Below are 20,840 nucleotides of genomic sequence, written 5' to 3'. Positions count from 1 at the left end.
TCCGAACCAGGAGCCACCCGCCATGAAGCGTTCAGCCACCGTCGCCCTGACCGCACTCGCCCCCGTCTCCTGGGGCTCCACCTACGCCGTGGCCACCGAGCTGCTGCCGCCCGACCGGCCGCTGTTCACCGGGGTCATGCGGGCCCTGCCCGCCGGCCTGCTGCTGACCGCCCTGGCCCGCACCCTGCCCAAGGGCCGGTGGTGGTGGAAGTCCGCCGTCCTCGGCATCCTCAACATCGGCGCCTTCTTCCCGCTGCTGTTCCTCTCCGCCTACCGGCTCCCCGGCGGGGTCGCGGCCGTACTGGGCGCCGCCGGCCCGCTGTTCGTCGTAGGGCTGGCCGCGCTCGTCCTCGGGGAGCGGGCGAGCCTGCGCACCGTGCTCGCCGCCGTCGTCGGGGCGTTCGGCGTGAGCATGGTCGTCCTGACCGCCGAGGCCCGGCTCGACGCGGTCGGCGTCATCGCCGGTGTGATCTCCTCCGCCTCCATGGGCGCCGGCACCGTGATGACCAAGCGCTGGGGCCGCCCCGAGGGCGTGGGCCCGCTGGCGATGACCGGCTGGCAGCTCACCGCGGGCGGACTGTTCATCATTCCCGTCGCCGCCCTCGTCGAGGGTGCCCCGCCCGCGCTCGACGGCAAGGCATTCCTCGGCTACGGCTACATGATGCTGATCAGCACCGGGATCGCGTACTGGCTCTGGTTCCGCGGCATCGGAGCCCTCAGCGCCACCTCGGTCACCCTGCTCGGCCCGCTCTCCCCGCTCACCGCCGCCGTCATCGGCTGGGCCGCCCTCGGGCAGGCGCTGTCGCCGGTCCAGCTCGTCGGGATGGCGATCGCCTTCGGGGCCACCGTCGCCGGTCAGCTGGCAGCCGCCCGCAAGCCTCAATCGTTCAGTTCTGCTGAAAAGAACGATCAGAACATTTCGATGGACCTGACGGATGAGGCGGTGCGACGGTAGTCCACACACCCCACCAGCCCACCCCGAGGAGCAGACCCACAGTGGCCGTCATGGACCGCGTCCGTACCGTCTCGCAGACCGAGCCCGGCAGCACCGCAAGGAAGGGTGCCGCCGGGCTCGGCGTGCTCCTCGCCCTGCTCGCGACGGTCGTCTGGTCCGGCAGTTTCGTCGCCACCCGGGGCATGGCCGAGACCGTGCCACCCGTTCAGGCGGTCTTCTGGCGCTGGATCATCGCCCTGCTCGCCGTCGCCCCCTTCGCCGCCCGCCAGGCCTGGCGGCAGCGGGCCCTGATCCGGCGGCACTTCGGCTTCATCGCCCTCGCCTCGCTGTTCGGCGTCACCCTCTACAACACGCTCGTGCACCAGGCCGGACTGACCACCTCCGCCTCCAACATGGGCATGATCATGGCCGCCTCGCCCGTCATCATGGCGCTCTACGCCCGCCTCGGCGGCGAACGGCTCGGCAAGCGGCGGACCTTCGGCATGCTGCTCGCCGCCCTCGGGGTGCTGCTGCTCGTCGGGGACGGCTCGGTCGGCTTCGACTTCGGCGCCGGAGACCTGTGGATGTTCGCCGCCGCCCTCTCCTTCGCCACGTACAGCGCCCTGCTGCGGCGCAAGCCCGCCGAACTCGGCGGACTGGCCTTCCTGATCACCACCTTCGTGCTCGGCGCGCTGATGCTGGCACCCGCCTACGCCGTCTCCGTCTCCGTCCAGGGCGGCTTCGAGGTCACCACCGGCACGGTCGGACCGCTGCTGTACGTCGGGGTGTTCTCCTCGGCCGTCGCCTTCTTCGCCTGGAACAAGGCCGTCTCGATGATCGGGGCGGCCCGCGCCGGAGTCGTCTACTACCTCCAGCCGGTGTGCGTGGCCGGGCTCGGCTTCCTGCTCCTGGGCGAGCACACCGGACCGGCGCAGCTGCTCTGCATGGCGCTCATCCTCGGCGGAGTCGGGCTGGGGAGTGCCCGGCGGTAGGTTCGGGCCCATGACCGAGTGGGACATCAAGAAGCTGCGGATCCTGCGGACCCTCGCCGAACAGGGGACCGTGACCAGGGCGGCCGAGGCGCTCCACATGACGCCCTCGGCCGTTTCGCAGCAACTGACCAACCTCGCCCGGCAACTGGGCGTGGTGCTGCTGGAGGCCGAGGGCCGCCGGGTGCGGCTCACGGACGCGGCCCACCTCGTCCTGCGGCACACGGAGGCGGTCTTCGCGCAGCTGGAGCGGGCCGACGCGGAACTGGCCGGATACCTCGCCGGGGACACCGGCGAGGTACGGGTGGGGGCCTTCTCCACCGCCGTACCGGCCCTCGTGGTCCCGGCGGTGGCCGCGCTGCGGCGGACCCACCCCGGGGTGGAGGTCCGGGTCCGGGAGACGGAGGCCGCGGAGGCCTACGAGCTCCTGTCGGCCGGGGGCGTGGACCTGGCGCTGTCCCTCACGGCCCACGCACCGACCGCGCGCGATCCCCGGTTCACCCGGGTGGCGCTCCTGGAGGACCCGCTGGACGTGGCGCTCCCGCCGGGCCACCCGCTGGCGGCCGCGCCCGGCCTGCGGCTGGCGGACCTGTCCGGCGACCCGTGGATCTACGGGGGCAGCGGCCCCTGGTCGGAGATCGCCCGGTCCGCGTGCGAGGCGGCGGGCTTTGTCCCGGAACAGGCGCACTCGGCGTCCGGATGGACCGCGATCCTGGCGATGGTGGAGGCGGGGATGGGGGTGGCGCTGGTGCCCCGCATGGTGTCGAGCCGCGCCTCGGGCGGGACGATCCGGGTCCTGGCCCACGACCGTCCGACCCGCCACGTGATCGCGGCGGTCCGCCGGGGCGCCGAATCCGCGCCCGCACTGTCCCACGTCCTCGCGGCCCTCCGCGAAGCGGCCGCGGCCCGGCGGTAGGGGTTTTCCGGGCTTCGCCCGGACCCGGTCCTCACACGCCGGACGGGCTGAAATTCAGCCCCGCCCGGGGGCCCCTCCCAGCGGTAGCTGGGGGAGTGTGAGGCGCGGGGTCCGGGGCGGAGCCCCGGCTACGGCGAGAGCCGTCAGACCTGAGCGGCAGCGGCGGCGGCGTCCGCGGCCTGGGCCTTCAGGGCGCGCTCGACACCCGCGCGGGACTCCGAGATCAGCCGGCGCAGGGCCGCGCTCGGCTCTGCCGAGGCCAGCCACGCGTCCGTCGCGTCCAGCGTCTCCTGCGAGACCTGCAGCGCCGGGTAGAGGCCCACCGCGATCTGCTGGGCGATCTCGTGGCTGCGGGTCTCCCAGACCTCCTTGACCGCCGAGAAGAACTTCTCGGTGTACGGGGCCAGCAGCTCGCGCTGGTCGGTCTGGACGAAGCCGCCGATCACCGCCTCCTGCACCGCGTTCGGCAGGTCGCCGGACTCGACCACCGAGGCCCACGCCTCGGCCTTGGCCTCCGCCGTCGGGCGCGCCGCCCGGGCGGTCGCCGCGTGGCGCTCGCCGGCCGCCGTGGCGTCCCGCTCCAGCTCCGCGGCGATGGCCGGCTCCCCGGCGACGCCCGTCGCGGCGAGCCGCTCCAGGAACGTCCAGCGCAGCTCGGTGTCGACGGCCAGGCCCTCGATCTCCGCCGCGCCGTCCAGCAGTGCCGACAGGTAGGTCAGCTGCCCCTCGGTGCGGGCGCTGGCCGCGAAGGCCCGCGCCCACGCCAGCTGGTGGTCGCCCGCCGGCTCGGCGCCGCGCAGGTGCTCCAGGGTGGCCTCGGTCCAGGCCGCCAGGCCCTGCTCCCGCCACGCCGGGTCGGCGTACAGGTCGATGGCCAGCTTCACCTGGCGGTGCAGCGACTGGACCACGCCGATGTCGGACTCCTTGCCGATGCCCGAGAGGACCAGCGAAAGGTAGTCGCGGGTGGCGAGCTCGCCGTCACGCGTCATGTCCCAGGCGGAGGCCCAGCACAGGGCGCGCGGCAGGGACTCGGTGAAGTCGCCGATGTGCGCGGTGACGGTGGCGAGGGACTGCTCGTCCAGGCGGACCTTCGCGTAGGACAGGTCGTCGTCGTTCAGCAGGAAGACCGCCGGACGGGTGCGGCCGACCAGCTCCGGCACCGTGGTCAGCGCGCCGTCGATGTCCAGCTCGATCCGGTCGGTGCGCACGAGGGCGCCGTCCTGGAGCTCGTACAGGCCGACCGCGATGCGGTGCGGGCGCAGGGTGGACTCGCCCTTGGCGCCGGCGGGCAGCGCGGGCGCCTCCTGGCGGATGCCGAAGGCGGTGATCACACCGTTCCCGTCGGTGGTGACCTCCGGGCGCAGGATGTTGATGCCGGCCGTCTCCAGCCACGCCTTGGACCAGGCGGCCAGGTCGCGGCCCGAGGTCTCCTCCAGGGCGCCCAGCAGGTCGGACAGGCGCGTGTTCCCGAACGCGTGCGCCTTGAAGTACGCCTGCACGCCCTTGAAGAAGGCGTCCGTGCCGACGTAGGCGACGAGCTGCTTGAGCACCGAGGCGCCCTTGGCGTACGTGATGCCGTCGAAGTTGACCATGACGTCGTCGAGGTCACGGATGTCGGCCATGATCGGGTGCGTGGACGGCAGCTGGTCCTGCCGGTACGCCCAGGTCTTCATGGAGTTGGCGAAGGTGGTCCACGCGTGCGGCCACTTCGAGCCCTCCGCGTACGCCTGGCACGCGATCGAGGTGTAGGTGGCGAACGACTCGTTCAGCCACAGGTCGTTCCACCACTCCATGGTGACGAGGTCGCCGAACCACATGTGGGCGAGCTCGTGGAGGATGGTCTCCGCGCGCACCTCGTACGCCGCGTCCGTCACCTTGGAGCGGAAGACGTACTGGTCGCGGATGGTGACCGCGCCCGCGTTCTCCATGGCGCCCGCGTTGAACTCCGGCACGAAGAGCTGGTCGTACTTGGCGAAGGGGTAGTCGTAGGCGAACTTCTCCTGGAACCAGTCGAAGCCCTGCCGGGTGACGTCGAAGATCGCGTCCGCGTCGAGGAACTCGGCGAGCGAGGGGCGGCAGTAGATGCCGAGCGGCACGGACTGGCCGTCCGGGCCCTCGTAGGAGCTGTGCGCCGAGTGGTACGGACCGACGATCAGCGCGGTGATGTACGAGGAGATGCGCGGGGTCGGCTCGAAGCGCCAGACGTTGTCCTTGACGTCCGCGGCCTCGGCCCCCTCAGGAATGTCCCGTGGGGAGTTCGAGATGACCGTCCAGCCCTCGGGGGCCGTCACGGTGAACTGGAACGTGGCCTTCAGGTCGGGCTGCTCGAAGCTGGCGAAGACCCGCCGCGCGTCCGGTACCTCGAACTGGGTGTAGAGATAAGCCTGCTGGTCGACCGGGTCGACGAAGCGGTGGAGGCCCTCACCGGTGTTCGTGTACGCGCAGTCCGCGACGACACGCAGCTCGTTGGCCCCGGCCGCCAGGTGGCTCAGGGCGATCCGGGAGTCGTGGAAGACCGCCGCGACGTCCAGAGACTTGCCGTTGAGGACGACCTCGTGCACGGCCGGAGCGACCAGGTCGATGAAGGTCTCGCCCCCGGACTCGGCCGACTGGAAGCGCACGGTGGTCACGGACGGGTAGGTGCCACCCTCCTGTGCGCCGCTGAGATCGAGTTCGATCTCGTAGGAGTCGACGGTCAGCAGCTTGGCCCGCTGCTGAGCCTCTTCACGGGTGAGATTCGTGCCTGGCACGCGTTCATCTCCTTCGATGGTGACGTTGCCCGGCCATCCTGCCATCCGGACAGCGCCACCGCCTCGGACTAATCCATGGGCGAAAAAACGCGCGCGAGGGCGGCACCGTGACGGTGCCGCCCTCGCGTCGGGTGAGCGGGATCAGCCGCGCAGCTCCTCGGCCACGAGCTCGGCGATCTGCACCGCGTTCAGGGCCGCGCCCTTGCGCAGGTTGTCGTTGGAGAGGAACAGCGCGAGGCCGTTCTCCACCGTCTCGTCGGAGCGGATGCGGCCCACGTACGAGGCGTCCTTGCCCGCCGCCTGCAGGGGGGTCGGGATCTCCGAGAGCTCGACGCCGGGGGCGTCCCCCAGCAGCTCGTAGGCGCGCTCGACGCTGATCGGGTTCGCGAAGCGGGCGTTGACCTGCAGGGAGTGGCCGGAGAAGACCGGCACGCGCACGCAGGTGCCGGAGACCTTGAGCTCCGGGATCTCCAGGATCTTGCGGGACTCGTTGCGGAGCTTCTGCTCCTCGTCGGTCTCGAAGGAGCCGTCGTCGACCAGGTTGCCCGCGAGCGGGACCACGTTGTAGGCGATCGGGCGCTTGTAGACGGCGGGCTCGGGGAAGTCCACCGCGCCACCGTCGAAGGTCAGCTGGTCGGCGGCCTCGGCGACTGCGCAGGCCTGGCCCTTGAGCTCGGCCACACCGGCCAGGCCCGAGCCGGAGACGGCCTGGTAGGTGGTGGCGATCAGCGCGGTCAGGCCGGCCTCGTCGTGCAGCGGGCGCAGCACCGGCATCGCGGCCATGGTGGTGCAGTTCGGGTTCGCGATGATGCCCTTGGGGCGGTTCTTGATCGCGTGCGGGTTGACCTCGGAGACCACGAGGGGGACCTCCGGGTGGCTGCGCCAGGCGGAGGAGTTGTCGATCACGACGGCGCCCTGGGAGGCGACCTTCTCGGCCAGCGCCCGGGAGGTGGCGCCGCCCGCGGAGAAGAGCACGATGTCCAGGCCCGCGTAGTCGGCCGTGGAGGCGTCCTCGATGGTGATCTCCCGGCCCTCCCATTCGAGGATGGAGCCCGCGGAACGGGCCGAGGCGAACAGCCGCAGCTCGTCCACCGGGAACTTCCGCTCGGCGAGGATGCTGCGCATGACTCCGCCGACCTGTCCGGTGGCTCCGACGATTCCGACCCTCACGGTGACTCCTTTTGGTACGTACGACGCGGGCGCGCGTGGAGCCATCATGCGTTCGACCCCACGAGCCTTGTCCAATCCATTGTCCGAGGTACGGACGGTGTCCTGAATGTGAACCCCTGTGGCGAGTTCGTGGCGGGCGTGTTGCGGGGTCCCTGAACACCCGTTTTGCCTGGTCGGAGCGGGTTAACGTCCGATCTGCCGTGTCCGTTGTCCGGACATGACAGACCGCAGAACGAACCACCGAATCGGGGAGATCCACCGTGCGCGCCATCCGCCACCGCCGCCGGTCCATACCGGCGCTCGCCGCCCTCGCGGCCGCCGCCGTCGCCGCACCCGTCCTGCTGACCGCCACGCCGGCGGCCGCCCACCCGCGCGAGGGCAGGCTGGCCAAGGAACTGGTGGAGGAGGTCACCGCCAAGGGCGCCTACCGCCACCTGAAGAAGTTCCAGCAGATCGCCGACGCCAACGGCGGCAACCGCGCCGCCGGCACGCCGGGCCACGCGGCCTCCGCCGCCTACGTGTACGACACGCTGAAGAAGGCCGGGTACCAGGTCTCGTACCAGGACTTCGACATCTACGAGGCGCACACCACGTCGGAGAAGACCACGGTCCTCGGCCAGGACTCCCGCGAGCTGGCCACCGCCGCCTTCACCTTCACCAAGTCCACCCCGGCCGGCGGGCTGGCCGCGCCGCTCGCCCTCGCCCGGGTCGACGAGACCCCCGGCTGCACGGCCGACGACTACCTGGCCGGTGCCTTCGCCGGGAAGATCGCGCTGGTCAAGCGGGGCGCGTGCACCTTCGTGGAGAAGCAGCGGGCCGCGGCCGCGGCCGGCGCGCTCGGCGTGATCGTCTACAACCACAGCGGTACCACCCCGGTGCGCGGCGGGTTCTCCTCGCCCACCGAGGGGATCATCCCGAGCGCCGGCATCACGCTGGCCGACGGCGAGGCGCTGACCGCGGCCGCCGCGAAGGGCGAGGTGAGCGTGCGGCTGGAGCTGGACCAGGAGCACGTGAAGAAGACCACCCGCAACGTGATCGCCGAGACCCGCGGCGGCCGCTCCGACCGCGTGGTGACCCTGGGCGCCCACCTGGACTCCGTACCCGAGGGCCCGGGCATCAACGACAACGGCTCCGGTTCGGCCGGGCTGCTGGAGGTGGCCCTGAAGCTCGCGGACGAGGGCGCCAACAAGAAGGGCAAGGGGCCCGCCAACAAGGTGCGCTTCGGCTGGTGGTCGGCGGAGGAGCTGGGCCTGCTCGGCTCGGAGCACTACGTCGCGCAGCTGTCCGGGAAGCAGAAGAAGGACATCGCGCTCTACCTCAACTTCGACATGATCGCCTCGCCGAACCCGGTGCAGTTCGTCTACGACGGCGATGACTCGGACAAGACGGGCGCGGGCGCCGGACCGGCGGGCTCGGCCGAGATCGAGAGGCTGATCAACGGCTTCCTCGACAAGAGGCGCAAGCCGCACGAGGGCAGTGACTTCGACGGCCGCTCCGACTACGGCCCGTTCATCGCGAACGGCATCCCGGCGGGCGGCACCTTCACCGGCGCCGAGGGCATCAAGACCGCCGAGCAGGCGGCGCGGTACGGCGGCACGGCCGGGGCCCCGTACGACCCGAACTACCACGGGGCGGGGGACAACCTGAAGAACCTGGACCTGGGGGTCTTCGACACCAACCTGGACGTGATCGCGCACGCGGTCGGCACCTACGCCGAGTCGCTGCGCTCGCTCGGCAAGCCGTAGGAGCGAAGAACGACCCGGGGGAACGGCCCGGGGGAACGGCCCGAGGGGGCGGTGCTCGTCAGAGCGCCGCCCCCTCGGGTTCTTCCGTACCGGGTCCTACGGGAGGACCTTCTCGATCTGCACGCTGCCGGTGCCGGCGGCGGTGCCGCGGGCGTTGAGCAGCTGGACCTGGCCGAAGAACTGCCGGCCCTCGGGGGCCGGGCTGGTGACCAGGACGTTCGCCGAGACCTGCGCGGTGGCGCCGGTGGCGAGGTTCACCGCGGCGGCCTCGTCGACCTGGACGGAGCCCAGGGCGGCCGAGAAGAACACGTCACGGTAGTCGTACGTGGTGGAGCCGGACGGGATCGCGTAGCCGATCACCTTGACGGTGTAGGTGCCCGCGGCCGGGTTCACCAGGCTCACGGCCTCCTCGGAGTCGCCGTCGGCGGCCGAGCCGACCTTGACGCCGTCCTTGTAGACCTCCAGGTCGAGGTCGGCGGCGGTGTCGGACACCTTGCCGATCGCGACGTCGAGGCGCGAGGTGCCCGCGGGGACCGCGATCTCGGTGGAGTGGGTCTCACCGGGCGCGATGGTCGGCTTGGCGACCTTCGCGGAACCGAGCGGACCGCCGACGAGCTTGCCGCCGGAGATGGCCGCGCCGGAGTTCTTGACGCTCCACTGGACCGGGGCGGGGGTGCCCTGCTTCACCTCGGGCAGGACCTTGACCGCGGGGTCGAAGGCCGCGCCGAGCACGGAGACGTCCAGCTTGAACGGGTTGTCGAGCACCGGCGACGTACGACGGGCCTCGACCTCGATCTCCCAGACACCCGGCGTCGGCTCGGGGTACGAGCGCACGTCGGGGCGGCAGGTGTTGGCCGGGTTGTCGTAGTTCGGGTAGCAGTTGGTCGTGGCCGTCGGGTCGACCGGCACGCCGTACGGGTGGATCGCGATGAAGCGTGTCTGGCTGCCCGCCGCGAGACCGCCGAGGGCGACCTCCAGGCTCTTGGCACCCGCCGGCACGGTCACGAAGTACGACTTGTGGCTGTTGCGCTGCACCGAGGAGCTCTGCGACAGGGCGAACGACGGCGCGGCCAGGGGGGCGGAAGCCACGACGGTCGTCAGGATCTGCTTGTCGATGCCCTCGGTGGTCTCGTCGTCCAGCTGCAGGATGCCGCTGTGGACGCCGGCCGTCTTGGCGTTGGCCTCGACCTTGATGGTGACGGGCTTGTTCAGCGGCAGGGTGACGTAGTCGTAGCCGCCGATGACCTTGAAGGTGCCGTCGTTGTTGCGCCAGCTCAGGTTGTGCCGGGTGCCGTACTTGACGCCCGTGGTGCGGGTGACGACGACGTTGTAGACCTTCTTCTGGTTGACCTTGAGGCCACCCTCACGGTCGTACAGGCCGGTGCCCGAGCCCGGGGTCTTCAGGAACTGGTCGATCGCGGTGTCGACCGGCGCCTGGACGGTGAACTCGTTGGCCTTCGCGTCGCCCTGGATGGACTCCCACGCGCCGGGGATGTCGATCAGACCCGAACCCTGCGCGTGCGCGGGGACGTTGTCGATCTTCTTGGCGGCGGTGGTGAGCGCGACCCGCAGGGAGGACGGCGTCAGCTTGATGTTGTGCTGCTTGGCGGCCGAGATCAGCAGGGCGCTCGCGCCCGCCGCCTGCGGCGAGGCCATCGAGGTGCCCTGGAGCATGCCGTAACCGGCCGGCAGGGTGTAGCCGGCCTCCTTCACCGGGGCGCCGGGCAGCCAGGTCTGGATGGTGTTGATGGCCGCGCCGGGGGCGCTGATGGTCGGCGTGAAGCCGCCGTCCTCACGCGGACCGCGCGAGGAGAAGGGGAACATGTTGTACTTCGCGCTCACACCGGAGCCGTAGTTGGCGGCCCAGGTCTCCTTGGAGACCGACGCGCCCACGGAGATGACCTTGTCCGCGAGGGCGGGGTCGCCGATGGTGTTGACGCCCGGGCCCGAGTTGCCGGCCGAGATGACCAGCTGGACGCCGTAGGTGTCGATGAGGTTCTTGTAGAGCTCGGAGCGCGCGTTGTTGCCGTCGTTCAGCGCCGGCAGGCCGCCGATGGACATGTTGACGATGTCCACGCCGCGGTTGACGACGAGGTCGATCATGCCCTCGGTCAGCGCGATGTTGGTGCAGCCGCCGGACCAGGAGCAGGCGCGCGAGGAGACGAGCTTGGCGCCGGGCGCCTCGCCGTTCATCTTGCCGCCGAAGAGGCTGTTGGCGGCGGTGATGCCGGCGACGTGCGTGCCGTGCTCGGACTCGATGATGCCGACGTTGACGAAGTCGGCCTTCTTGCCGACCCAGTCGCCGCCCAGCGGGTCCATCGGGACGTTCTTGCGGATCTCGATCACGAACGGGATGCGCTCGGCGACGTCGGTCGCCGGGTTGTCCGTGCCGAAGTAGCCGATCTGGTAGCCGTCCTTGTACGGCTTCATCGGCTCGTTGTTCGTGAAGTCGCCGTCCTGGTCGGTGTCGACGCGGACGGTGCCGGCGGCGGCGTCGTAGAGCAGGCCGAACCGGTCGGTGGTGTCACCGTCGCGGTTGACGTCGCCCGCCATGTCACCGGTGGCGGTGATCGACTCGGTGAAGCGGCTCCACTGGAAGCTGCCCTCCGGGGCCTTCCAGCTCTGGCCGCCCGCGGTGAAGCTGCCGCCGCTGGAGGTGACCGGGGTGATCTGCGGGCGCCAGGTGGCGTCGTTGTCGGTGATCGGGTCGGTGGCCGTCACCCAGTCGACGATCTTGCGCTCGCCGGTGGTGGTCTTCTGCAGGGCCGGGTGACCGAGGTCGATGCCCGAGTCCATGATGCCGATGGTCACGCCGCGGCCGTCGGCCTGCGGGTTGTCCTTCACGAAGTCGACCGCGCCGGTCTCGAAGGACGGGTTGTACGGGTTCTTCGCGGGGGTGTTCTTGTCCGGCGCCGCGTAGGTCTCGGCGGCGGTCTTCTTCACCGTGCCGGTCTCGCGGTCCGCGTCGGGGCGCGGGTCCGGCAGCTGGATCTCGTGCCGCAGGTCGATGCCGTGCACCGAGGAGAGCTTGGTGGCCGCCTTCAGCGCGGCCTCGGCCTTGCCGGTGGGCAGGGTGGCGCGCACGTAACCGAGGTTGTCGTACGTCTGGCCCACCGAGGCGCCCTGGACCGAGCCGAGCTGGTCCGCCACCTGCTTGGTCTGGCCGGGGGCGGTCGCGACCATGACGGTGACGTTCGCGTCACCCTTGGCCTTGGCCTGCTGAAGGAGCTCGGCGTCGGCCGAACCGAGCTTCTGGTCGGCGGACTTGACCGCGGGCGAGGTGCCCGGGGTGTCCGCGCCGGTCGCCGCGAAGACGGGCCCGGCGCCGGTGGCCGCGAGAGCGGCGACCAGACCGGCCGCGGCCGCGACGCGCGCGACGCGTCTGGCCCCGGGTATGGAGCTGGGGGATTCGAGGGTCATCAGCATCCCTGGTAAGTGAAAGATACGGTCCGGATTTCGGTGCCGGATGACCGGTCAGCTTGGCCTAAGCGACAGCTCTTTGGGGAGAGTTGTCATTGACCGAGACCTGTCATGGCGGACTCTCGCCAGTGCGAAGAATGCGCCAGCACGGCCTTACTAGGGCACAGTGGTGCGAACCATAGGTGCCGATCGGTCGATTTATCGACTTGGCGGCCGTACGTCAGCACCGGGACGCGGTCGCGCCCCGGTGTGGGTGTGACAGATTTGGTGCGCTCAGCGCTCGCGCGTGCGCGCGTAGTGGCGCGAGGCTTTCGCCCGGTTTCCGCAGGCGGCCATCGAGCACCAGCGCCGCGTGCCGTTGCGCGAGACGTCGAAGAAGCGCAGGACGCAGGTCTCCGACGCGCACGTGCGGATCCGCTCGGGCGCGGAGCGCAGCAGATCGAGGTAGTCGCGCGCCGCCGTCCAGGCGGGCCCCCAGGCCGGATCGGCGAACTCGGCGCGCTCGCCCGGGCCTTCGGCGGTCAGGGTGGCGCGGATGCGGCCGTGCTCCAGCACGGCGTCGATCAGGGCGCGGGCGCTCTCGTCGGCCGGGTCCGCGACCGCGCGGGCCAGGGCTTCGCGGGCGGTCAGCAGGTGGACGAGGGTGGCCGCGTCCGCTCGGAAGCGGCCGGCCAGGCCGGTGCTCTCCAGCCAGACCGCGAGTCCCTGCATCCGGGTGAGCCCGGCGGCACCGGCGAACAGGTCCAGCGGTTCGCCGTCGACGGCCCAGCGGGTGTTGAGCAGGTCGAGGGCGATCGGCTCCCCGGTCAGGGGTCGTGGGTCCGCCGCGGTCATGTCCGTCTCGTCCCTCTCGCCGGGTGGCTAACCCTTTAAGGGTACGTGAGCGGTTGACGCCCACTCGCCTAACCTTTAATCTAGATATGAAAGGTTAGATTCGATCGTGGGAAGGTTCCTCCGATGTCCGGGGCATACCACTGGGGCGCGCTGGCCGTGCAGGACCGGGTCGGCGTGCGCGACCTCGCCGAGCACGTCGGCCGCTCGATCGGCACGGGCATCCGGGACGTCGTCGCGGCCTTCCTCGGGCTCCAGCCGCACCTGGTCGTCGGCGCCGCGGACGGCACGGGGCGGGTGTGGGCCACCCTGCTCACCGGTGCGCCCGGTTTCGTGCGGGCCACCGGGCCGGACCGGATCGCGGTCGCCGGCGGTCCGCCGGCGGGCGACCCGCTCGCCGAGGCGCTGGCCACGGCCGGGACCCGGGTCGGGACCATCGCGCTCGACCCGCGCACCCGGCGCCGGATGCGGCTGAACGGAACCCTGGAGGTGACGCGGGGAGGCTTCGCCGTCGAGGCCGAGCAGGTCTTCGCCAACTGCCCGAAGTACCTGCAGAAGCGGCAGCCGCTGGAGCTCGCCCGGCAGGGTGCGGGTGTGGTGCGGCGCGGAGAGGCGCTGACCCCCGGCCAGCAGCGGACCGTGCGCGGCGCCGATACCTTCTTCGTCGCCACCACGGCGGAGGCGGACGGGGCCGACGCCAGTCACCGGGGCGGGCTGCCGGGCTTCGTGGAGGTGCTCTCGCCGGTCGAGCTGGCCTGGCCGGACTACGCGGGCAACGCCATGTTCCTGACGCTGGGGAACCTGACGGCCGATCCGCGGGCCGGGCTGCTCTTCCCGGACTGGGAGAGCGGGGCGGTCCTTCAGATCAGCGGCCGGGCCCGGACGGAGTTCGGGGCCGACGGGAGTCGCCGGACCCGCTTCCGGGTGGAGTCGGTGGTGGAGAGCGTGCATCCGGGGCGGCTGCTCTGGAGCACCCCGGAGTACTCGCCTCACCTGGGCAGTACCACCAGGTAGGCGGCGGGTTCCCGGTCGTCGGAGGCCGTCAGGGCGGTCTGGATGACCGCCGCCTGCTGCTCGGGCCAGTCGCGGAGCTTGCGCGGGGTGATGTGGATGACGGTCACCCCGAGCCGTTCCAGCGTCTCGCGCTTGCGCACGGACTCGGACCACTGCTCGTCCTCGCCCTGGCGCGGGGCGCGGGTGTCGATCTCCACGGCGACGGCGTGCTCGGGCCAGTACGCGTCGACTCCGCCGAGGTGCGGGCCGCCGGGCAGCCGCAGGTCCACGTTCCACACCGGGTCGGGGAGCTCGAAGCCGCGTACGACGCGGTACAGCCGGTCCTCGGCGATGGCCCGGCCCTCCGCGAGCAGCGACTCGACCGCGTCGACCACGTGCGGCCGGTTCAGCAGCCGGGCCACCGTCAGCTCCCGTACGACTGCGGCCGGTTCGCAGTGCCCGCCGCGAACGGCCTCGCTCAGCAGGCGGCGTACGGTGCCGGCGTCGGAGAGCTGGGTGACGGCGTCGGCGACGGCCCGCGCGACGGGCGCCACCGGCAGCCCGGTCACCTCCTGGGGCCTCGGCGGGGTGTGCGTCCGTACGATCCGCACGTCCCCGGTGGAGCGCAGCCGCCGGGTGCCGGGAACGAGGACGTCGATGTGCGAGAGGGCGAGCAGCGGGAGCGCGGAGCTGAACCGGTACAGGGCGAGCGCCGCCAGCCCGGTGATCATGGCCTCGCCGCCGCGCCGCCCCGCGTACAGCAGCGCCGCGTGCAGCCGCTCCTCGCTCGTCGCGGGACCGGGGTGGAGCAGGAACACCCCGGGCAGGATCTGCTGCCAGGGCCGCTCGGCCGCGTCGGAGGCGGTGACGCCGTGCTCGCGCAGCTGGGCGAGGGTCAGCACGCGGGGGCGGCTGCCGGTGAGGTGGGCGAGGGGGAGGGGTGCGTTGTGGTTCATGACGCGGTGATTCCCTCAGGCCATGGCCCTGCTAACCCCTGTTACACGCTCGTCGACAAATCCGGACAAGCTGGGGCTAAAGTACGGGCGTTCGACTGCCGATGGAGTGCGCCCGTGTGGGGGACCCGGCCCGGCGCCGCTGCCGGCGGGGCTGGAGGATTCAGCCCCGCCGGCGTTTGAAGCGCGGGGTCCGGGGCGGAGCCCCGGCGGCGGACCCGCGGGCTAGTCGCCGGCCGCCGCGTCGCACCGCTGCGCGGCAAGGGCACGGGCCAGGTCATCGCGCGACTCCAGGACCAGCCGGCGCAGGGCCGGCGGAGCCGAAGGGCGGGCCGACAGCCACGCGTCGGTGGCCTCCAGCGTGGCGGAGTCACTCTGCAGCGACGGGTACAGCCCCTTCACCACGTCCATCGCGATCTGGATCGACCGGTCCGCCCACACCCGTTCGATCACCTCGAAGTAGTGCCCCGCGTAGGCCGCCAGCAGTCCCCGCTGCGAGGACTGCTGCATGCCCGCGATCGTCGCCTCGACCAGCGCGTTGGACAGCGCGTCCGATTCGACCACAGCCGCCCACGCCTGGTCCTTCACCGCCTGCGAGGGCCGCGCCGCCAGGCACCGCACCTGGTGCCGCTTGCCCGAGGCCGTGTCGTCGCGCGCCAGTTCGGCGGCGAGCACGGTCTCGTCCACCGCCCCGTGCGCGGTCAGCGGCAGCAGGAAGTCCCAGCGCAGCTCCTGGTCCACCTCCAGCCCGTCGATCCGCGCCGAGCCCTCCAGCAGCCCGAGCAGCAGCTGGAAGTCGCCCTCCGTCGCCGCGCTCGCCGCGAAGAAGCGGGCCCACGTCAGCTGGTGCTCCGACCCCGGCGCCGCGACCCGCAGTTCGTGCAGCGCACCCGCCGCCAGCTCCCGGCCGCCCTGCTCACGCCAGGTGGGCGCCGCGTAGTGGGTGACGGAGGTCAGGGCCTGCGCGTGCAGCATCTGCAGGACGCCGACGTCCGTCTCCCGGCCCGCGTGCGCGAGGACCAGCGAGACGAAGTCGCGCGCCGGCATCAGGCCGTCGCGCGTCAGGTTCCACAGCGCCGACCAGCTCAGCGCCCGCGCGAGCGGGTCCGTCAGGTCGCCGAGGTGCGCCCGCAGGGTGGCCAGCGAGCCCTCGTCGAAGCGGATCTTGCAGTAGGTGAGGTCCTCGTCGTTGACCAGGACCAGGTCGGGCCGCTCCGCGCCCGTCAGCTCCGTGACGACCGTCCGCACGCCCGAGACGTCCGCGTCGGCCCGCGCGTAGCGGAGCAGCGCCCCGTCCGACTCCAGCCGGTACAGGCCCACCGCGACCCGGTGCGGGCGCAGCTCGTCGCCCTCCTGCACGACCGCCAGCTCCGTCACCCGGCCGCCCGCGTCGTAGGTGATCACCGGGGTCAGCGCGTTCACGCCGGCGGTCTGCAGCCAGGCCCGCGACCACTGCGCCATGTCCCGCCCGGAGACCTCCGCGAGCACCGAGAGCAGGTCGTCGAGCGTGGTGTTCCCGTACGCGTTGGCCTTGAAGTAGCGCCGCGCGCCCTCCAGGAAGGCCTCCCGTCCCACGTAGGCGACCAGTTGCTTGAGCACCGCCGCGCCCTTGGCGTAGGTGATGCCGTCGAAGTTCAGCTTGGCGTCCTCCAGGTCACGGATGTCGGCCGTGATCGGGTGGGTGGACGGCAGCTGGTCGGCCCGGTAGGCCCAGGCCTTGCGGTTGTTGGCGAAGGTGACCCACGCCTGGTCGAAGCGGGTGGCCTCCACCAGGGCGAAGGAGCCCATGAAGTCCGCGAAGGACTCCTTCAGCCACAGGTCGTCCCACCACTTCATGGTGACCAGGTCGCCGAACCACATGTGCGCCATCTCGTGCAGGATCGTGTTCGAGCGCCGCTCGTAGGAGGCCTTCGTGACCTTGCCGCGGAAGATGTACTCCTCGCGGAAGGTCACCATCCCCGGGTTCTCCATCGCGCCCAGGTTGTACTCCGGCACGAAGGCCTGGTCGTACTTCCCGAAGGGGTACGGGTAGTCGAAGAGCTCGTGGAAGAGGTCGAAGCCCTGCTTGGTGACGAGGAAGACGTCATCCGCGTCGAAGTGCTTCGCCAGCCCCTTGCGGCACATCGCGCCCAGCGGGATGGTCAGGTCCCCGCGCGTGTAGGAGTCCGTCACGTAGTGGTAGGGACCCGCGACCACGCACGTGATGTACGTGGAGATCGGCGCGGTCTCCGCGAACCGCCAGACGCCCGCCTCGCGGGACGCCTCCGCGCCGTTGCTCCACACCTGCCAGCCCTCGGGAGCCGTCACCTCGAAGCGGTACGGGGCCTTCAGGTCGGGCTGTTCGAAGTTCGCGTACACCCGCCGTGCGTCGGCCGGCTCGTACTGGGTGTAGAGGTAGACCTCGCCGTCCTCCGGGTCCACGAAGCGGTGCAGGCCCTCGCCGGTCCGGCTGTACGCGCAGTTCGCGTCCACCACGAGGACGTTCTCGGCGGCCAGGCCGTCGAGGGTGATCCGGGCGCCGTCGAAGACCGCGGCCACGTCCAGTGCGTGCCCGTTCAGGGTCACGGCGTTCACCGAGGGCGCGATCAGGTCCGCGAAGGTGGAGGCGCCGGCACCCGCCGCCCGGAAGCGGATCGTCGTCACCGAGCGGAAGGTCCGCGGCCCCTCGGCCGGTTCGGCCTCGTCCACCGCGGACCGGATGTCAAGGACCACCTCGTACCCGTCGACGGACAGCAGCTCGGCCCGCTCGCGGGCCTCGTCGCGGGACAGATTCTCTCCGGGCACGTGCACTCCTTCGTGCGTGATCGCGTTCTTGTGTCGAATCCTCGCACGAGGGAATGCGCGCCAGCCGGTACTGGTTGGTGACGGGGAACGTGAGCCCAGTGATGCCTTTTTGCGACCCATGCCGAGACTGAGGAGAGACATGACCGACACCCAGGTGCGCGAGAAGACCCCGGTCGACTTCTGGTTCGACCCGCTCTGCCCTTGGGCCTGGATGACGTCCCGCTGGATGGTCGAGGTCGAGAAGGTCCGCGACGTCGAGGTCCGCTGGCACGTGATGAGCCTCGCGGTGCTCAACGAGAACAAGCTCGACGAGCTGCCCGAGACCTACCGCGAGCTGCTCGGACCCAAGGGCTGGGCCCCGGTGCGCGTGGTGATAGCGGCCCAGCAGAAGCACGGTGAGGAAGTCACCGGCAAGCTCTACACCGCGCTCGGCACCCGCATCCACAACGACGAGAAGGGCCCGACCCGCGAGGTGATCGCCGAGGCGCTGGCCGAGGTCGGCCTGCCGGCCGAGCTGCTCGCGTACGCCGACTCGGACGAGTACGACGAGGTGCTGCGGGCCTCGCACAACGACGGGATAGACCGGGTGGGCCAGGAGGTCGGCACCCCGGTGATCTCCGTTCCGGGAGCCGAGGGCGATGTGGCCTTCTTCGGTCCGGTCGTCACCCCGACCCCGCGCGGCGACGCCGCCGCCCGGCTCTGGGACGGCACCCTGCTCGTCGCCTCGACCCCGGGCTTCTACGAGATCAAGCGCACCCGTACCAAGGGCCCGTCCTTCGAGTAGGCCCGGGCCGGCGCACCACACAGAAGACCCCCGTGAGTCACGTCCTCACGGGGGTCTTCCGTTCGACACGCCCGCCGGCGAAGGCTGAGAAGACGATCACGAGGCGGACGGGCTTGTGGTGCTGGGATCAGCCCTTGGCGGGGATCAGCAGCGGGGTGTTCGCCTTGGCGTCGGCGTAGCGCTTGGACACGTCCTGCCAGTTGACGACGTTCCACATCGCCTCGATGAAGTCCACCTTCTGGTTCTTGTACTGAAGGTAGAACGCGTGCTCCCAGGCGTCGAAGACCAGGATCGGCGTGCTGGCGACCCCCACGTTGCCCTGGTGGTCGTAGACCTGCTCGACGACCAGGCGGCCGCTGACGGGCTCGTACGCGAGCACGCCCCAGCCGGAGCCCTGGGTGGCGGAGGACGCGAAGGTCAGCTGCTTCCTGAACTTCGCGAAGGAGCCGAAGGACTCGGTGATCGCGTCGGCCAGGTCGCCCAGACCGTCGGCCGCGGTGGGCTCGCCGCCGCCCTCGCCGGTCTTCGGGCTGGCCATGTTGTGCCAGTAGATGCTGTGCAGGATGTGGCCGGAGAGGTGGAACGCGAGGTTCTTCTCGAGGCCGTTGAGGGCGCCCCAGTTCTCCTTGTCGCGCGCCTCCGCCAGCTGCTCCAGCGTGTTGTTGGCGCCCGTGACGTAGGCCGCGTGGTGCTTGTCGTGGTGCAGCTCGATGATCTGCGGGTTGATCACCGGCTCCAGCGCCGCGTAGTCGTACGGAAGCTCAGGAAGCGTGTAGATGGCCATGCGTGTTATCCGGTCCCCTCAGCGTGCCAATCGCTTATTGCAATTAATGCGCAACTGCACGCTAGCAGCATCTATTCCTCTCCTCACGTAAGGGCTGCCTCTCTTGCCGGGACCTCCGGAACGCCGAAGGCCGGGCCCATGCGATCGCATGAGCCCGGCCCCTGACGTGCCGTTCGGTGCGGGTGTTACACCGCTGCACGCTCCGCCGCGGCCCGGCGCTGCATGACGTAACCGGTCGCCGCGAGGGCGACCGTCAGCCCGCCGGTGAAGACCACCTGGACCTGCGTGTCCTCGCCCAGGGCCATCAGCGCCAGGACCCCGGCCACCCCGGCCAGCGCCACCCAGGTCAGATAGGGGAAGCCCCACATCTTCACGACCAGCTTCCCGGGGGCCTCGCGCTCCAGCCGGCGGCGCAGCACGAACTGCGAGACGGCGATGAAGCCCCAGACGATCAGGATGACCCCGCCCACCATGTTCAGCAGCCAGGCGAACAGGGTGTCCGGGTACCAGTAGGACAGCAGCACGGTGACGAAGCCGAAGCCGCAGGAGGCGAGGACCGCCCGGCGCGGCACCCCGCCGCCGACCTTGCCCAGCGCCTTCGGGCCCTGGCCGCGGGAGACGAGGGAGTAGGCCATGCGCGAGGAGCCGTAGATGTTGGCGTTCATCGCGGACATCAGGGCGATCAGGATGACCACGTTCATGATCTCGCCGGCGGCCGGGATGCCCAGGCGGTCCAGGGTCGCGGCGTACGGGCCGTCCGCCGTGACGGCCGGGTCGTTCCACGGCAGGAGGGTGACGATGACCAGCATGGAGCCCACGTAGACGATCGCGATCCGCCACATGGTGGTCCGCACGGCCTTGGCCACACCCTTGACCGGGTCCTCGGACTCGGCGGCCGCGATGGTCACCGTCTCCAGTCCGCCGTACGCGACGACGGAGGCCAGCAGTCCGACCAGCAGGCCGTCCACGCCATGGGGCAGGAAGCCGCCGTCGTGCAGCAGGTTGGCGGAGCCGGGGGAGTCGGTGCCGGGCAGCAGGCCGAGCACGGCCAGCACGCCCAGGCCCAGGAAGAGCGCGATCGCGCCGATCTTGAGGGCGGCGAACCAGAACTCGAACTCGCCGAAGTTCGATACGGCGGCCAGGTTGGAGCCGCAGAACACCGCCATGAAGACCAGCACCCACATCCAGGAGGGGGTGCCCGGGAACCAGCCGGTCATGATGTGCGCGGCACCGATGCCCTCGATGGCCACGCCCACGCAGAGCAGGGTCCAGAACATCCAGCCGGCGGTGAATCCGGCCCAGGGGCCGATCGCCCGCTCCGCGTGTACGGAGAAGGAGCCCGAGGCCGGGTTGGCGGCGGACATCTCGCCGAGCATCCGCATCACGAACATCACGAGCAGCCCGGACGCGGCGTACGCGAGCACGATCGAGGGACCTGCGGCGGCGATGCCGGCGCCGGAGCCGACGAAGAGTCCGGCGCCGATGACACCGCCGAGGGCGATCATCGAGAGGTGGCGCTGCTTGAGTCCGTTGCCGAGGGGTGATCCGGCGCCGGTCTGCGGTGCTTCGGGGGGTGTCAGGGTGCTCTGACTCATTGGGGGTGTGCCTGTCCGGTTGTGCGGGGGGACGTGATGAGGTGCGCCAGTCTGCCGAGTGCCCGATCGCCGGATGTTCTGAGTCCGATATCCGGACATCAGGCTCACGGTTCGTGATCATTCCCGTACGCGCCCCGCGTCGCCGCCGTACGCTCCCGCGTCGCCGCCGACCCGGGAACGAAGAAGAAGAGG

Annotated in this window: 14 protein-coding genes; 6 read left to right on the top strand and 8 right to left on the bottom strand. The window is 71.0% G+C overall.

The genetic code is table 11. The features are described 5' to 3' along the window. The first annotated feature begins 22 nt into the window (after positions 1 to 22). Genes ACFY04_RS03670 through ACFY04_RS03660 form a run of 3 tightly spaced genes read left to right on the top strand, consistent with a single transcriptional unit; the run spans position 23 to position 2,839 of the window. Positions 23 to 955, top strand: coding sequence for an EamA family transporter (locus tag ACFY04_RS03670; RefSeq protein WP_389114029.1), 933 nt, complete (start codon positions 23 to 25; stop codon positions 953 to 955). A gap of 50 nt (positions 956 to 1,005) precedes the next feature. Next, the gene (locus ACFY04_RS03665) at positions 1,006 to 1,926 is read left to right on the top strand and encodes a DMT family transporter (RefSeq protein ID WP_389114028.1); all 921 of its coding nucleotides are present in this window, start codon (positions 1,006 to 1,008) and stop codon (positions 1,924 to 1,926) included. A 10-nt stretch (positions 1,927 to 1,936) separates the two neighbouring features. Continuing rightward, complete coding sequence (locus tag ACFY04_RS03660) at positions 1,937 to 2,839, top strand: LysR family transcriptional regulator (RefSeq protein WP_327735482.1); 903 nt, start codon at positions 1,937 to 1,939, stop codon at positions 2,837 to 2,839. Positions 2,840 to 2,982: 143 nt separating this feature from the next. Here ACFY04_RS03660 and pepN (ACFY04_RS03655) read toward each other — a convergent pair whose 3' ends face one another. Together pepN (ACFY04_RS03655) and ACFY04_RS03650 are read right to left on the bottom strand one after the other, a co-directional pair. Continuing rightward, positions 2,983 to 5,589 (bottom strand): aminopeptidase N, encoded by a 2,607-nt coding sequence (gene pepN, locus ACFY04_RS03655; protein ID WP_389114027.1) that lies wholly within the window; start codon positions 5,587 to 5,589, stop codon positions 2,983 to 2,985. A gap of 141 nt (positions 5,590 to 5,730) precedes the next feature. After that, entirely contained in the window at positions 5,731 to 6,759 is a 1,029-nt protein-coding gene (locus tag ACFY04_RS03650; protein WP_389114026.1) for an aspartate-semialdehyde dehydrogenase, read from the bottom strand. 260 nt (positions 6,760 to 7,019) lie between these two features. Here ACFY04_RS03650 and ACFY04_RS03645 point away from each other — a divergent pair, with 260 nt between their 5' ends. Continuing rightward, a complete protein-coding gene (locus ACFY04_RS03645) occupies positions 7,020 to 8,504 on the top strand; it encodes a M28 family metallopeptidase (protein ID WP_389114025.1) in 1,485 nt (494 codons plus the stop codon). A 96-nt stretch (positions 8,505 to 8,600) separates the two neighbouring features. Here the strand turns inward: ACFY04_RS03645 and ACFY04_RS03640 are convergent, their stop codons facing one another. Next, positions 8,601 to 11,924, bottom strand: coding sequence for a S8 family serine peptidase (locus tag ACFY04_RS03640; protein WP_389114024.1), 3,324 nt, complete (start codon positions 11,922 to 11,924; stop codon positions 8,601 to 8,603). A gap of 273 nt (positions 11,925 to 12,197) precedes the next feature. After that, positions 12,198 to 12,758: a CGNR zinc finger domain-containing protein gene (locus ACFY04_RS03635; protein WP_389114023.1), complete on the bottom strand. Its 561-nt coding sequence runs from the start codon at positions 12,756 to 12,758 to the stop codon at positions 12,198 to 12,200. A gap of 123 nt (positions 12,759 to 12,881) precedes the next feature. Here ACFY04_RS03635 and ACFY04_RS03630 point away from each other — a divergent pair, with 123 nt between their 5' ends. Continuing rightward, complete coding sequence (locus tag ACFY04_RS03630) at positions 12,882 to 13,769, top strand: pyridoxamine 5'-phosphate oxidase family protein (RefSeq protein WP_389114022.1); 888 nt, start codon at positions 12,882 to 12,884, stop codon at positions 13,767 to 13,769. Here the strand turns inward: ACFY04_RS03630 and ACFY04_RS03625 are convergent. Both ACFY04_RS03625 and pepN (ACFY04_RS03620) read right to left on the bottom strand, forming a co-directional pair. After that, the gene (locus ACFY04_RS03625; protein ID WP_389114021.1) at positions 13,745 to 14,704 is read right to left on the bottom strand and encodes a hypothetical protein; all 960 of its coding nucleotides are present in this window, start codon (positions 14,702 to 14,704) and stop codon (positions 13,745 to 13,747) included. The two genes, ACFY04_RS03630 and ACFY04_RS03625, sit on opposite strands and share 25 nt — an antisense overlap. 222 nt (positions 14,705 to 14,926) lie before the next feature. Beyond that, a complete protein-coding gene (gene pepN, locus ACFY04_RS03620) occupies positions 14,927 to 17,485 on the bottom strand; it encodes an aminopeptidase N (protein ID WP_389114020.1) in 2,559 nt (852 codons plus the stop codon). A 139-nt stretch (positions 17,486 to 17,624) separates the two neighbouring features. Between pepN (ACFY04_RS03620) and ACFY04_RS03615 the strand changes: the two genes are divergently transcribed. After that, positions 17,625 to 18,269, top strand: coding sequence for a DsbA family protein (locus ACFY04_RS03615; protein WP_266391394.1), 645 nt, complete (start codon positions 17,625 to 17,627; stop codon positions 18,267 to 18,269). A gap of 127 nt (positions 18,270 to 18,396) precedes the next feature. On the opposite strand, the gene ACFY04_RS03610 is transcribed toward ACFY04_RS03615, so the two are convergent. Next, entirely contained in the window at positions 18,397 to 19,053 is a 657-nt protein-coding gene (locus ACFY04_RS03610) for a superoxide dismutase (protein ID WP_389114019.1), read from the bottom strand. Between the two features lie 185 nt (positions 19,054 to 19,238). Continuing rightward, positions 19,239 to 20,648 (bottom strand): amino acid permease, encoded by a 1,410-nt coding sequence (locus ACFY04_RS03605; protein ID WP_389114018.1) that lies wholly within the window; start codon positions 20,646 to 20,648, stop codon positions 19,239 to 19,241. Between the last annotated feature and the right edge of the window lie 192 nt (positions 20,649 to 20,840).

Source organism: Streptomyces sp. NPDC001549 (genome assembly GCF_042894025.1).
In the GTDB taxonomy this organism is placed as follows: Bacteria; Actinomycetota; Actinomycetes; order Streptomycetales; family Streptomycetaceae; genus Streptomyces; species Streptomyces kutzneri.
This window is presented reverse-complemented; position numbering and strand designations above follow the sequence as displayed.

Excerpts from the sequence above, each read along its gene's own strand:
- ACFY04_RS03665 (WP_389114028.1), top strand. The coding sequence starts at position 1,006 with ATGGACCGCGTCCGTACCGTCTCGCAGACCGAGCCCGGCAGCACCGCA.
- ACFY04_RS03615 (WP_266391394.1), top strand. The coding sequence starts at position 17,625 with ATGACCGACACCCAGGTGCGCGAGAAGACCCCGGTCGACTTCTGGTTC.
- ACFY04_RS03660 (WP_327735482.1), top strand. The coding sequence starts at position 1,937 with ATGACCGAGTGGGACATCAAGAAGCTGCGGATCCTGCGGACCCTCGCC.
- ACFY04_RS03640 (WP_389114024.1), bottom strand. The coding sequence starts at position 11,924 with ATGACCCTCGAATCCCCCAGCTCCATACCCGGGGCCAGACGCGTCGCG.
- ACFY04_RS03605 (WP_389114018.1), bottom strand. The coding sequence starts at position 20,648 with ATGAGTCAGAGCACCCTGACACCCCCCGAAGCACCGCAGACCGGCGCC.
- ACFY04_RS03670 (WP_389114029.1), top strand. The coding sequence starts at position 23 with ATGAAGCGTTCAGCCACCGTCGCCCTGACCGCACTCGCCCCCGTCTCC.
- ACFY04_RS03630 (WP_389114022.1), top strand. The coding sequence starts at position 12,882 with ATGTCCGGGGCATACCACTGGGGCGCGCTGGCCGTGCAGGACCGGGTC.
- ACFY04_RS03635 (WP_389114023.1), bottom strand. The coding sequence starts at position 12,758 with ATGACCGCGGCGGACCCACGACCCCTGACCGGGGAGCCGATCGCCCTC.
- ACFY04_RS03610 (WP_389114019.1), bottom strand. The coding sequence starts at position 19,053 with ATGGCCATCTACACGCTTCCTGAGCTTCCGTACGACTACGCGGCGCTG.
- ACFY04_RS03625 (WP_389114021.1), bottom strand. The coding sequence starts at position 14,704 with ATGAACCACAACGCACCCCTCCCCCTCGCCCACCTCACCGGCAGCCGC.